Genomic DNA, 13279 nt, shown 5'->3' on the forward strand with positions numbered 1-13279 from the left:
AGAGGCCTTCCAGGGCATCGCCCAGCCCGGTTTCCGTACGGGATTCCCGCGCGATTCAGCGTCACGGGCCGAGCCGGACCGACCGGGTTGAACGGGTTCGAAAACGCGTTTCCGTCGCCACTCGCCTCTGCTAGTGTCGGCCTGCTCGCGCGGGGAACGAGAGGCGAGATCATGAGACCCCTTCCCCGCGTCGTATGCCCTGGGGAGGGACTTCTACGTGATCAATCCGTTGGATCGACGGCCGCGCCGCCGTGCGCTCGGCCGCATCGCGCTTACCGTCGGCCTCGCGGTGACGGCCGGTGCCGGCACCACCGTGGGGGCGGTGGCCGAGACGCCCGGCAAGACCGGCGAGGCCGTCGTCGTCAGTCCGGGCGCGCGCTTCGTGCCCCGCGCCACCATCGTCCTGAACGCCGGTGAGACCGGCTTCCTGACCGCACAGGAGGGCGACGACCGGCTGCGCTGGATCGACTACGCGACGGGTCGGTCCACCGTCCTCGACCACCGTCTGCCGAAGTCGCTCTCGTACGACGTCGACGAGTACCGCTTCACCGAGTACCCGGCGGACTTCGGACACGGCTCCGACACCGTGGCCGTCCACTCGGAGACTCCGGCCCCGCACGTGACGCTCCAGCAGCGGGCCGGCGGCGGCGCGACGATCGAGGTCCCGATCCCGGAGGGCCAGACGTACGTCGCGACGTACGGCGACACCGTCGTCACCCGGACCGGCACCGAGAGTGCCGTCACCAGCCTGCACCTCCTCCACCCGGAGGCCGGCGGGGTCAGGGAGCAGAAGCTGGAGGGCCTGCCCGAGGGCTGGAACCTCTCCATCAGCGAGGGCGACGCACGGTCCGTCGCGGTCCGTGGCATCAAGTGGGAGAACAGCATGATGTCCCAGGGGTGGTGGGTCGTCGATCTCGCGAGCGGGAGCGTGAAGGCCCTGTCCACCCAGGGCGAGAGCGTCTCCTTCGACAAGGGCACCGTCTTCCACCTCGGCGCCCCGTCCGGCAGTGAGGCCCAGGTGTACCGCCGCGACGACCTGGACGCGGCCCCGACCACCCTCGACCTGCGGGACGTCGCCTCCTACGACGACGTCGTCCGGCCTCTCGGCGACGCCTTCGTCACCGTGACCCCGCCCAGCCCCGGCAACGACGGCGGGTACCGGGGCAACCATCTCGTCCTGCGCGATGCCGCGGGGAGCTGGAACTCCCTCCTGGCCGTGGCCTCCCCCTCGGTGCGTCGCACGCCCGACGGGTCGCTCCTGGTGGCCGGCGCGGAGCAGAACACCACCTACGGCGCGCTCGACTGGGGGTACTACCTCTTCAGCGAGGCCGCCGACGGCACCGTCACCCGCAAGCGCCTCGCGGACATCGAGGACATGGAGGCCAAGCCCGCCGGGATCTCCCTCGGCAGCGGCATCCTCACCACGGCCGACGACTCGAACCTCTACAACCCCGGCACCTACATCGGTGGGTACCGGAGCACCTGGCTGAAGACCTCGGGACGGCCCGAGGAGCTGCGCTCGACCGTCGACGGCCTGACGTCGGGCCGGGACGACGACTGCAGTCCCACATGGCTCGTCTACTGCGTCTCCATGTTCGCGAGCGGTGACGGACACCACGGGCGCAAGGCGGGCACCGAGCAGGACATGACCGTGCTCCACCGGAACGGCTCCGCCACCTGGGGCCCGAGGCTGACGACCGGGCTCAGCAGCCCCCAGCTCGTCGACCTGTCCGGCCGTTTCGGTGTCGTGAACCAGGCCTCGGGAGGGGCCCAGGCGATCGTCGAGTTCCGCGGTACCGACTCCGGTGCCGTGCTCCAGAAGCGGGAGCCGGTCGCGTCGGCCCTCTGGGGCAACACGCTGTGGAGCGCCACGAAGGACTCGAACACCGTCACGTCCAAGGCTCTTCCGGGGGGAACGGCGGGAGCGTCGTTCACGACGACCAACCGCTGTGAGCCCACCGACCTTCAGGCCGTGGGCCGCTGGGTGTACTGGAAGTGCCAGGACGATTCGTGGGACGTCCGCGGCGGCGGCCTGTACGACCGGTCCACCAAGCGCTTCATGAGCCTCGGTTCGGACGACGTGCTCCTCGGTGACGACTACCTCGTCTCCCGCTCGGCCGGCGCCGGCCTCACCCTGGTCGACCTGCACAACGGGATCCCCGGCAGCGGGAAGATCACCGACCTGCCGCAGCGCGTGGTGGCGACCCCCGCCCAGCTCGGTGCGAACACCACCCGCCGCGCGGGCTGGACGGTCGACCGCTTCGGCGGGCACGTCGCCTTCACCGGTGACGACCGCCTGGTGCGCGTCGTCCCGTCCGGTGTCCCGGCCTCCCGGATCGCGGTCATCGACACGGACGCGACGGCGTCCGTCAACCTCAAGTCCGGCACCTGGAAGCCGCGTTGGTGGCTGTCCAAGCCCGCCGCTTCCTGGTCCCTGGCGCTCAGGCACAAGGCGACCGGCAAGATCGTCCGCACCCTGACGGGCGGCGAGGCCCGCGGTCTGGTCGCTTCCACGTGGGACGGCAAGGACGCGACGGGCCGGACCGTCGCGAACGGGGCGTACTCCTGGACCCTGACGGCCACGGCCGCCGACGGCCAGGGCGCCGACCTCGTCCAGTCCGGGAACCTCTCCGTGACCGGCGGTGCCGCCGTGTGGCGGGACCTCGCCGGGGACGACGGGTTCGGTGACCTGCTGGTGATGGACACGACCGGGCTCGTGTCGATGTACCGGGGGACCGGGACGGGCGCGGTCTCCGCGCGGATCGCCGGTACGGGGACGAAGTTCGCGACGTCGTCGGTGTTCGTGCCGACGGGCGACCTGAACGGCGACCGGTGCGCGGACGCGTACGTCCGCGTGGGCGACCAGTTGCGGGCGTACCGGCCGGGCTGCGGGAAGGTGCTCTCCGCCTCCTCGCCGTACACGGTCGTCGGTTCGGGCTGGGGCCAGTACGACGTGCTGACCTCGCCGGGTGACGTGAACGGTGACGGGTACGCGGACCTGGTCGCACGTCAGGCCTCGACCGGTGACGTGTACTTCTACGGCGGGACGGTCGACCACCGGGTCAAGGCCCGCGTCCGGATCGGCACCAACTGGAAGCTGTACAAGAAGATCGTCGGTGCGGGGGACCTCAACGGCGACGGGCGGGGTGACCTGCTCGGTGTCGACGCCGCCGGTGTGCTGTGGCGGTACTACGGCACGGCGACCGGCGGGGTCACCGCTCGGGTGAAGGTCGGTGGCGGCTGGGGCGGTTACTCCTCGCTCGTCGGCGTCGGCGACCTGTCCGGCGACGGCCGCGCGGATCTCGTCGCCCGTGACGCGGCGGGCCGGCTGTACGCGTACAAGGGGACCGGCAACGGGCTCTACGGCACGCGCACGGTCATCGGCTCCAGCGGATGGAACGGGTTCAAGGGTCTGTACTGACCTTGGCGCAGTCGCACCGCGAAGGTCCCGGCCGTCATGGCCGGGCCCTTCTCGCGTGCGGGGCTCAGGGCGCCAGGAGGGTCGGGTCCTGGTTCGCTCGGTGGAGGGAGGCGGTGACGAAGCCGTTCGCCTTCAGTTCCTCCACGGTGTCGCGGAGGAAGGCGACGGTCTCGGGGCGGCGGTCGACGGTCGTTCCGACGGCCTGGCGGATCTCCATGAAGCGGCCTTCGATCAGTCGCACGTCGTCCTCGTGCGCGGCGGCGTACGCGGTCATCGGCTGCCGGATGCCCGCGCCCGCCTCCAGGCCCTCGGCGCGGAACACGTCGACGCCCTCCTCGCCCCGGACGACGGTCGCGTGGGTGAGGGAACGGGTGAGGAACAGGTCGTACGCCGACCCCTGCTTGACGCCGATCCGGACGCCGGGGGCGTCCACCTCCTCGACGGTCGTGAGGGCCGACCCGCGCGGCACGGCGTACACGCCCTCGATGACGACGTACGGGGAGGTGAACGCGACTTCCTTCTCGCGCGCCGGGTCCACGGCCAGGAAGCAGAGGTCGGCCCGGCCTTCCGCCATCGCCTCGAACGACTTCCGCGCCGCGTCGAAGCAGAGCAGCTCGACGGGGAGCGCCAGGCGCGCGCCGATCTCGCGCGCCAGGTCCACCGTGATGCCCGAGGGCGCGTCGGGGGTGCCCTGCGCGAGGACCGGGTTCCCCAGGTTGATCGAGGCGCGGAGGACGCCGGTGGTGGCCAGGTCGGCGGCGATGGTGGACGGGTGGGCGGGGTTCGGCGGTGTGGGCGTCATGGGGTCACCCTGCCTCAGGTGTGCGGTGGAGGGCGTTCAGGAGGGTCAGGTCCTCGGGGGTGAGGTGGAGGGCGCCGGCCTCGATGTTGGCCGTGAGGTGGGCGGGGTCGCCGGTGCCGGGGATGGCGAGCAGGTGGGGGCCCTGGTGGAGGGTCCAGGCGATGCGGACCTGGGCGGCGCTCGCGCCGTGGGCCTCGGCGACGGCGAGGACCTCGGGGCTCTCGGGGGAGGTCGCTCCGGTCTGGCGGCCCGCGCCGGCGATCGCGTAGAAGGGGACGAAGGCGATGCCCTGTTCGCCGCAGCGCCGGACGAAGTCCTCGTACTCGGGGCGGACCCCGATCCCGTACATGTTCTGCACGCAGACGACGGGCGCGATGGCCTGCGCCTCGGCGAGGTGGGCGGGGGTGATGTTGGACAAACCGAGGTGGCGGATGAGGCCGGCCTCGCGGAGTTCGGCGAGGGCGCCGAAGCGTTCGGCGATCGAATCGGTGCCGAGGACACGGAGGTTGACGACGTCGAGGTGGTCGCGGCCGAGCTGGCGCAGGTTCTCCTCGACCTGCGCGCGCAGCGCGGCGGGGGTGCGGGCGTGCTCGCTCCAGGCGCCGGAGGTGTCGCGGCCGGGGCCGACCTTGGTGGCGATGACGAGGTCGTCGGGGTACGGGCCGCCGAGGGCACTGTTGATCAGCTCGTTCCCGGAGCGGAGCGGCGAGAAGTAGAAGGCCGCCGTGTCGATGTGGTTCACACCGAGCTCGACGGCCCTGCGCAGGACGGCGATCGCCTCCGCGCGGTCCCTCGGTACGGCGTTCTCGACGAGGGCCTCGCCGCGCTGGGGCAGCCGCATCGCGCCGAACCCGACCCGGTTGACGGCGAGGTCGCCGCCGAGGAGCCAGGTGCCGGCGGCGGAGGCGTGGGGTGTCGTGGCCGTACTGGTGGTGGTCATGGCGGGGATGATCTCCCGGCTGCCGCGTCGGCGCCAGCGGGTTCTTTGCCGGGGGCTTGGGGGTTCGGGGTTCGCGGGCTCGGGTGCTCGGGGGTTCGCGGGCTCGGGTGCTCGGGAGGTGGAGGAGGGTTCCGTGTGTGCTCGTGCCTCCGGGCAACCCTGCCTGTCCGGGCGGGGGTTGGCCCCACCCCCGACTCGCGTGCCTGCCGGATGGGGCCGCGGCCGCCGATTCGCGAGGCTGTGCGCATGACAACGAACCGTGGACGCAAGACGCTCCTCCTCGCCCTCTCCGCCGCCGCCGTCGCCGGTGCCGCTCTCACCGGAGGTGCCGGGGCGGCCGCCGCCTCCGCCTCGGGGGCCGGCGGCGGCGGGCTGGCGTGGGGCGACTGCGCCCCGGCCGTGCGGCCGCTGCCCGGGCAGCGGTGCGCCACCCTCTCCGTACCCCTGGACTACGCCGACCCCGACGGCGAGCGGATCGGGCTCGCCGTCTCCCGACTGCCCAGCACGCGGCCCGAGGCGCGGCGCGGGACCCTGATGGTGATCCCCGGCGGGCCCGGCAGCTCCGGGGTGCAGCGGCTGGCGCAGAAGGGTGCCGCCCTGGCGAAGGAGATGGACGGGGCGTACGACCTCGTGGCCTTCGACCCGCGGGGCATCGGCGGCTCCGCCAAGGCGCATTGCGGGCTCGACGAGGGCGACCGGTGGATGATGACGCTGCGGTCGTGGCCGGGTGCCGACGGGGGGATCGAGGAGAACGTCGCCCGGTCCCGGCGGGTCGCCGAGGCGTGCGCCCGGAACGGGGGCGCCATGCTGCGCGGGCTGACCACCGCCAACCAGGTGCGGGACCTGGAGCAGTTGAGGAAGGCGCTCGGCGAGCGGAAGCTGTCGGCGTGGGGCGTGTCGTACGGGACGTACGTGGCGGCCGCGTACGCGGAGAAGTATCCGCACCGGACCGACCGCTGGGTTCTCGACAGCAGCAACGACCCCGACCCGAAGCGCGTCGCCCGCGGCTGGCTGGAGGGCATGGCGCAGGGCGCCGAGGACCGGTTCCCGGACTTCGCCGCCTGGGCGGCGCACCCCGACCGGGCGGACCAGGGGCTGCGGCTCGCGGAGCGGCCCGAGGACGTACGGGCGGTGGTCCTGGAGCTGGCGGGCCGGCTCGACCGGGAGCCGCACGCCTCCGTGCTGCCGGGTGCGCCGGGCGAGCCCGTGAAGGCCGGGCCGCCGCTGACGGGGGCGATGCTGCTCCAGGCGCTCCAGCTCGCCCTCTACTCCGACGGGTTCTTCCCGTCCTTCGCGCAGCTGGTGACGGAGGCGCTCGACCCGCAGGGCGAGCCGGTGCTGCCGCGTGAGCTGGCGGGCGCGATGCCGGACGACGCCGCGGCCATCACCGTGGGCGTCATCTGCAACGACGTGAACTGGCCCGCGTCCGTGCCGGCGTACGAGCGGGCCGTGGCGAAGGACCGGAAGCGGTTCCCGCTGACGGCCGGGATGCCGGCGAACATCACCCCCTGCTCCTTCTGGAAGGGCGGCGCGGTGGAGAAGCCCGTCCGCATCACCGACCGGGGGCCGTCCGAGATCCTGATGATCCAGAACCTGCGCGACCCGTCGACGCCGTACGCCAACGGGCTGCGGATGCGGGCGGCGCTCGGTGAGCGGGCGCGTCTCGTCTCGGTCGACCACGGCGGGCACGGGGTCTACCTGGGCAACGGCAACGCGTGCGGGGACGCGGCGGTGACCCGCTATCTGACCGAGGGCGTGCGGCCGTCGGAGGACGTTCTCTGCCGGTGACGAAGGAGTGAGTAGGGAGAGGGGAGGGCCCGGCGGCTTGTGCCGCCGGGCCCTCCCCTTGTGTGGTGCGTGAGCGTCAGACCTTCGCCGGTTCCGGTTCCGGTTCCGGGGTGGTCGGGGTCGTCGTGGTCGGGGGCGTGGTCGGTGTGCCTGCTGCCACCGTCACCTCCGCCTCCGCGTCCGCCGCCGTCTCCGTGTCGACGTTGAACTCCTCCAGGAGTTCCTTGCTGAAGCCCCAGAAGTAGGTGGCGACGAATCCGACGGCGTAGCCGACGAGGAGGCCGCCCGCGTAGATCGCGATCGTCTCGCCGAGGCCCTTGTTGCCGTCGAGGAGGGGGAAGAGCGCCCAGCCCGACGGGCCGATGGCGGTCGAGCCGACGGACTCGCCCAGCATGCTGAAGAGGCCGATGAAGCCGCCGCCGAACGCGCCGCCGATGCAGGCCGTGATGAACGGGCGCCCGAGGGGGAGCGAGACGCCGTAGATCAGCGGCTCGCCGACCCCGAGGAAGCCGGCGGGGAGCGCGGACTTGATCGTGCGGCGGATCGAGCCGTTGCGGGGGAGCTTGAGGTAGACGGCCATGGCCGCGCCGACCTGGCCCGCGCCCGCCATCGCGAGGATCGGCAGCAGGACGGTGTAGCCCTGCTGCTCGATGAGGGTGGTGTGGATGGGGATGAGGGCCTGGTGCAGGCCGAGCATGACGAGCGGGAGGAACAGGCCGCCGAGGAGGAGACCGGCTCCGGCGCCGGCGTGGGCGAGGAGCCAGTTGGCGAACTCGCCGATCGCGGTGGAGATCTCACCGGCGACGAACATCAGCCCGAAGATGGTGACCAGACCGGAGATGAGGACGGTCAGGGTGGGGGTGACGAGGACGTCGAGGGCCTCGGGGACCCAGCGGCGGCACCACTTCTCCACGTACACCGCGAGGATCGCCGCGCCCAGTGCGCCGAGCACGCCGCCCTGGCCGGGGGAGAGCGTCTGGCCGAAGGCCTCGATCTTGGCGACGCCGGGGAAGACGATGATCGCGGCGACCGCGCCGCCGAGGATGGCGGTGCCGCCGAACTCCTTGGCGGTGTTGTAGCCGACGAAGACCGCGATGAGCGCCATGAAGCCGCTGGCCATCGCGGCGAGGGCGGGGGTGACGCCGGGCAGCCAGCCGAGGTTGATCAGCAGGCCGTTGAGGCCGGCGATGATGCCGCAGCCGATGAGGGCGGGGATCAGCGGGACGAAGATGTTCGCGATCCGGCGCAGGAACAGCTTGAACGGGGTGGCGTTCTTCTGCTTCTGCGCGGCTTTGAGGGCGGCGCCCTGGGCGGCGAGGTCCTCGGCGCCGACAGGACCGGCGGCGGGCTGAGGGGCGGCGGCCACCAGGGCTTCGAGCTCGGGGGTGACGCGGGCGACGGTGCCGGGGCCGAGGACGATCTGGTACGTGTCGTCCTCCACCACACCCATCACGGACGGCAGGGCCTTGAGGGCCTCGTCCTGGACGAGGGAGCGGTCACGCAGGCCCAGCCGGAGGCGGGTCATGCAGTGGGCGACCGAGGAGATGTTCTCGGCGCCGCCGACGAGGGGGAGGATCGCGGCGGCGATGGCGCGGTTCTTGTCGTCATTGCTCATGGTGCGGAGGGCCTTGCTGTGCGGGGGTGGGGGAGAACCCGGGGCGCGGTCGGGTCAGGTGGTGGTCGTCGCGTGAAGCGCCGCACGCAGGTGACCCTGGGAGCCGGTGAGGCGCCGGGCGGCCGTGGGGGCGTCGATGTCGGCGAGGATCATGAGGATCGCGTTCTTCACCTCCCCGTCGGCGGCGGTGAGGGCGGCCTCGATCTGCTCGTCCGGCGCGCCGGTGGCCAGGGCGACGATCCGCCGCGAGCGGGCCTGGAGCTTCTCGTTGGAGGCGCGGACGTCGACCATCAGGTTTCCGTAGGTCTTGCCGAGGCGGATCATCGTGATGGTCGAGATCATGTTGAGGACGAGCTTCTGGGCGGTGCCGGCCTTGAGCCGGGTGGAGCCGGTGAGGAGCTCGGGGCCCGGGACGACCTCGATGCCGTGCTCGGCGGCGGCGGCGAGCGCGCTGTCCGCGTTGCAGGACAGGCCGATCGTCAGCGCGCCGAGGGTGCGGGCGTGCTCGACGGCGCCGATGGCGTACGGGGTGCGGCCGGAGGCGGAGATGCCGACCACCGTGTCGTCGGCGGTGAGCCGGAGCGCGGTCAGGTCCTCCCGCGCGAGCTCCTTGGAGTCCTCGGCGCCTTCGACGGCCTGGACCATGGCGGAGGGGCCGCCCGCGATCAGGCCGACGACCCGGGAGGGGTCGGTGTTGAAGGTGGGCGGGCACTCGCTGGCGTCGAGGACGCCGAGGCGGCCGGCGGTGCCGGCGCCCATGTAGATCAGGCGGCCGCCGCGGGCCATGCGCTCGGCGGTGGCGTCGATCGCGGCGGCGATGGCGGGGAGCTGGCGGGCGACGGCGGCGGGGACGGTCTGGTCCTCGCCGTTCATGGTCCGGGCGATCTCCAGGGTGGGGAGCCGGTCGATCTCGGCGAGCTCGGGACGGAACGCCTCGGTGGTGAGGGTGGCCAGCTGGGCGCGGAGCTCGGAGTACGTGGCGGAGGTGGTGGAAGGAGTGGAAGTGGACATGTGCGGCTCTTTCGGTGCGTGGACGTCGTCGGCGTCGTTGGCGGTCGACGTGTGACGCTCGGCGGGCGGGTGGTCGGGTGGTGGCGTGGTGGGTCAGCGGGTCCGGGGTGAGTGCCGGTGCGCGAGGGCTTCGTACGAGGCGGCGAGGGCAGGGGCCGCCGTCTCGTACGTACGCTGGGTGACGCAGGTGAACAGGCAGTCCACGACCAGGAGTTGGCTGGTGCGGGACGACATGGCCGCGGGGCGCAGTTCGCTCTCGCGGGCGGTCGAGGTGGTCAGGACGTGGTCGGCGTACTGCGTGACCGGGCCGTCCGGGCGGCCGGTGATCGCGACCGTGGTGGCGCCGTGGTCGAAGGCGACCCGCAGCGGTTCTATGACGTCGCCGGTGGAGCCGGAGTGCGTGATGGCGATGGCGACGTCGCCGGAGCGGAGCTGCACGGCGTTGGTGACGGCGAGGTGCGGGTCGCTGTGGGCGTGGGCGATCAGGCCGATGCGGAGCAGTTTCTGGCCGAGGTCCTGGGCGACGAGGCCGGAGGCGCCGACGCCGTAGATGTCGATGCGGCGGGCGGTCGCGAGGGCGGCGACGGCGGCGCCGAGCTGGACGGTGTCGAGCCCGGCGGCGGTGTCGGCGAGGGTCTGCTGCTCGTCGTAGGCGAGCTTGGCGACGACGTCGGCCACGGGGTCGTCGACGGCGATGTCGGCGGTGACGGCGGGCGCGCGGCCGGACTGCTGCTGCGCGGCGAGGCCGGCGAGGGCGAGGCGCAGGTCGCGGTAGCCGGGGTAGCCGAGGAGCCGGGCGGTGCGGACGACGGTCGCCTCGCTGGTGCCGGTGAGCTCGGCGAGGCCGGTGACCGTGAGGGCGGCGCAGCCGGCCGGGTCTCCGGCGACGGCTTCGGCGACCCGCTGCATCGAGCGGGTCATGGAGGGTGCGAGCGTCCGCACCTTGGCCGCGAGGGCGGCGGGTGCGGGAGGCGCGGCGGGCGCGGCGGGCGCGTCGCTCGTGAAACTTTCCTTCACGTCATTGGTCACACCTGAAAGATACTTTCGGCCGGGTGGGCCGACAAGACCCCATCGGTCCCGGATCGGTCCCGGATGCGGACGGGACCTTCGTCCTTTCCCCGCGCCGGGTGACAATGAGTCCATGGACGAGATCGACCCGGTGGAGCAGGCGCTGCACGCCGCTCGCGCGCTGGTACTGGCCGACCTGGTGGCCCGAGAGGTGGCCGCCGCCGAGGTCGTGTCGATGGTGGAGGACGCGGTGACCCACCGGCGCTGGTGGGTCGAGCAGTGGCCCGAGGGCGTGACGTACGTCGCGGGGCTCGTCGCCCAGGACGTCCAGGACGCCCTCCTCGAACGGTACGGACGCTGGCCGCTCTGCCCGGTCTGCTCCGCGGGCGACCCGCACGCCCTCGACGTGGAGCCGGAGCTGGGCCCGGACCCGCACTGGGTCTGCGGCAAGCAGGGCGTGGTGGTGGCCCCGGTGGGCGGCCTGACGTGACGGGGCGGAGCGGGAGCGAGGGGGCAGGGGCATGAGCCTCTACATCGACCCGCCGACCTGGCCCGGCCACGGGCGCATGTGGTCGCACCTGGTCAGCGACGTCTCCTTCGAGGAGCTCCACGCCTTCGCCGCCTCGATAGGCGCCCCGCCCCGCGCCTTCGAGCGGGACCACTACGACATTCCGTCGGAGCGGTACGCGGACGCGGTGGCGGGCGGGGCGGTCGAGGTCGGCTCCAAGGAGCTGCTGCGCCGCCTCACGGAGGCGGGCCTGCGCCGACCGAAGAGCCGCCCGGCGCCGTAACGCCCCGGGGAGCGCCCGCCCCGCCCCGTAATGCCTCAGACGGCTCGTACGAGCACGGTCTCCTCCGGCGGGCCGCTCAGGAGCTCCGGGCCTGCCGCCATCGCCGCCGCGAGGTGCGGGCTCCGCAGGTGCGCCTGGAAGGCGCCGCGGTCCGTCCACTCCTCGACGACGATCCAGGAGCCGGGCTCCAGCGGGTCCTCGTACGGCCGGTACGACAGGCATCCGGGCTCGGCGAGCGTCGGCGCGACCAGCGCGAGCGCCTGCTCCCGTACGGCCTGCTCCTTGCCGGGCGCGGCCTTGAGCCGCGCGATGAGAGTGATGGCGGTGGTGGTGTCGGTGCCGGTGGTGGTGCTGTCTGTGCTCACGGAATCCCCCCGTGGGTGAGTGCGGAACGTCAGCGGGACGATACGACCTTCTGCTCCCGCACCGCGCCCGAAGTCACCACGCGAGACGGGGACTTCTGGAGCTTCAGCGCCAGGGCCGTCGCGCCGAGGGCCACGGCCGTCATCGCCGCGCCCGCCCAGGCCGGGGAGGCGAAGCCGAGGCCCGCGTCGATGACGGTGCCGCCGAGCCAGGGGCCGCCGGTGTTGCCGAGGTTGAACGCCGCGGTGGTCGTCGCACCGGCGAGGGTGGGGGCGGCGCCGGCGACGTTGAACATGCGGGCGTTGAGGGCCGGGGCCGTGTAGAAGGCGGAGACGCCGAGGAGGAAGGCGAGGACGATCGCCGCCACCGGGCTGGACGCCAGGAACGCCAGGGCGACCAGGAAGACGGTGGAGGCGGTGATGCCGGTGAGCAGGACGCCGAAGAGGTGGGCGTCGGCCACCCGGCCGCCGATCGCCGTACCGATGACGGCGCCGATGCCGAAGAGCGCGAGGACGCCGGAGACCCAGCTCTCGTCGAGTCCGGCGACGTCCGTGAGGAGCGGGGCCAGGTAGGAGAAGGCGCAGAAGACGCCGCCGGCGGCGAGCGCGACGATCGCGACCTGGATCAGGACCTGCCGGTCGCGGTAGATGGCCACCTCCTGCTTGAGGCGGGGCTTAGTCTCGGGCAGGGGGATGCGGGGGATGCGGGTGAGGACGCCGACGAGGGCGATCACGGAGGCGGCGGCGACCGCCCAGAACGCGGAGCGCCAGCCCAGGTGCTCGCCGAGGAAGGCGCCGGCGGGGACGCCGAGGACGTTGGCGATGGAGAGGCCGCCGATCATGACCGCCATGGCGCGGGCGCGCGAGCTCACCGGGACCATGGCGATGGCGACGGCCGCGCCGACCGCCCAGAACCCGGCGCAGGCGAGGGCGCTGATGACGCGCGAGGCGAAGAGGACGGCGTAGTTGGGGGCGAGGGCGCCCGCTATCTGGCCGAGGCCGAAGACCGTGATGAGGGCGATCAGGGTCGTCTTGCGGGGCAGTCGGAGGGTGGCGACGGCGAGCAGGGGTGCGCCGACGACCATGCCGATCGCGAAGGCCGAGATGAGGAGTCCGGCGCGGGGGATGGAGACGTTCATGTCCTCCGCGATGGGCGGGAGGAGTCCCGAGAGCATGAACTCGCTCGTGCCGAGTGCGAAGACGGAGAGCCCGAGGATGTAGACGGCCAGGGGCATGCGGGTGGGGGTGGGGCTGGGGGTGTGGGTGGCGGGGTTGGCGCCTTCGGCGGAGAGGGAGGGCATGACATGCGTGAACCTGGATTTTGTGCCTGTCATTCCTGGTGTGGGGAATGTCTTGCGATGCGAGACGCGTGCCTCCGTGGTGCCGGCTTACGGTCGGTAACAACATGATCAACTAGCCGGTCGTTTTATCTTTCTTCGTGCCCGTATGGGGCTTTGGTGAGGGTTAATTGATCTTCACGTGAGGGTGCCGCGCGTGGCATCGTCGCGGAGCAAGCGGTAGCGCCGGTTCGTGGGGGGCGA

11 protein-coding genes are annotated in these 13279 nt (G+C 72.6%); 4 read left to right on the plus strand and 7 right to left on the minus strand.

The features are described 5' to 3' along the window. Positions 1–217: 217 nt before the first annotated feature. Positions 218–3421, plus strand: coding sequence for an FG-GAP-like repeat-containing protein (locus tag ACZ6K0_RS00880; RefSeq protein ID WP_469229025.1), 3204 nt, complete (start codon positions 218–220; stop codon positions 3419–3421). A 64-nt stretch (positions 3422–3485) separates the two neighbouring features. On the opposite strand, the gene ACZ6K0_RS00885 is transcribed toward ACZ6K0_RS00880, so the two are convergent. Together ACZ6K0_RS00885 and ACZ6K0_RS00890 are read right to left on the minus strand one after the other, a co-directional pair. Further along, the gene (locus ACZ6K0_RS00885) at positions 3486–4223 is read right to left on the minus strand and encodes a transporter substrate-binding domain-containing protein (protein WP_469229027.1); all 738 of its coding nucleotides are present in this window, start codon (positions 4221–4223) and stop codon (positions 3486–3488) included. 4 nt (positions 4224–4227) lie between these two features. Further along, complete coding sequence (locus tag ACZ6K0_RS00890) at positions 4228–5163, minus strand: aldo/keto reductase (protein WP_469229029.1); 936 nt, start codon at positions 5161–5163, stop codon at positions 4228–4230. 246 nt (positions 5164–5409) lie between these two features. On the opposite strand from ACZ6K0_RS00890, the gene ACZ6K0_RS00895 reads away from it, so the two are divergent. After that, complete coding sequence (locus tag ACZ6K0_RS00895; protein WP_469229031.1) at positions 5410–6951, plus strand: alpha/beta hydrolase; 1542 nt, start codon at positions 5410–5412, stop codon at positions 6949–6951. A gap of 76 nt (positions 6952–7027) precedes the next feature. On the opposite strand, the gene ACZ6K0_RS00900 is transcribed toward ACZ6K0_RS00895, so the two are convergent. From ACZ6K0_RS00900 to ACZ6K0_RS00910, 3 genes are all read right to left on the minus strand, one after another. Beyond that, positions 7028–8566, minus strand: a complete 1539-nt coding sequence (locus ACZ6K0_RS00900) for a PTS transporter subunit EIIC (protein WP_469229033.1) — start codon at positions 8564–8566, stop codon at positions 7028–7030. 54 nt (positions 8567–8620) lie between these two features. Further along, positions 8621–9577 (minus strand): N-acetylmuramic acid 6-phosphate etherase, encoded by a 957-nt coding sequence (murQ, locus tag ACZ6K0_RS00905; RefSeq protein ID WP_376395735.1) that lies wholly within the window; start codon positions 9575–9577, stop codon positions 8621–8623. A 93-nt stretch (positions 9578–9670) separates the two neighbouring features. Beyond that, complete coding sequence (locus ACZ6K0_RS00910; RefSeq protein WP_376395738.1) at positions 9671–10606, minus strand: MurR/RpiR family transcriptional regulator; 936 nt, start codon at positions 10604–10606, stop codon at positions 9671–9673. A gap of 112 nt (positions 10607–10718) precedes the next feature. Between ACZ6K0_RS00910 and ACZ6K0_RS00915 the strand changes: the two genes are divergently transcribed. Together ACZ6K0_RS00915 and ACZ6K0_RS00920 are read left to right on the plus strand one after the other, a co-directional pair. Beyond that, positions 10719–11075 (plus strand): hypothetical protein, encoded by a 357-nt coding sequence (locus ACZ6K0_RS00915; protein WP_376395741.1) that lies wholly within the window; start codon positions 10719–10721, stop codon positions 11073–11075. Between the two features lie 31 nt (positions 11076–11106). Then, complete coding sequence (locus tag ACZ6K0_RS00920) at positions 11107–11376, plus strand: DUF4031 domain-containing protein (RefSeq protein ID WP_376395744.1); 270 nt, start codon at positions 11107–11109, stop codon at positions 11374–11376. A gap of 35 nt (positions 11377–11411) precedes the next feature. On the opposite strand, the gene ACZ6K0_RS00925 is transcribed toward ACZ6K0_RS00920, so the two are convergent. Together ACZ6K0_RS00925 and ACZ6K0_RS00930 are read right to left on the minus strand one after the other, a co-directional pair. Further along, complete coding sequence (locus ACZ6K0_RS00925) at positions 11412–11741, minus strand: putative quinol monooxygenase (RefSeq protein ID WP_469229038.1); 330 nt, start codon at positions 11739–11741, stop codon at positions 11412–11414. Between the two features lie 29 nt (positions 11742–11770). After that, positions 11771–12973 carry a Cmx/CmrA family chloramphenicol efflux MFS transporter gene (locus ACZ6K0_RS00930; protein ID WP_376396154.1) on the minus strand — a complete coding sequence of 401 codons (1203 nt, stop codon included), beginning with the start codon at positions 12971–12973 and terminating at the stop codon, positions 11771–11773. Positions 12974–13279: the final 306 nt, after the last annotated feature.

The sequence above is a fragment of the Streptomyces sp. NPDC042346 genome, from assembly GCF_055581845.1.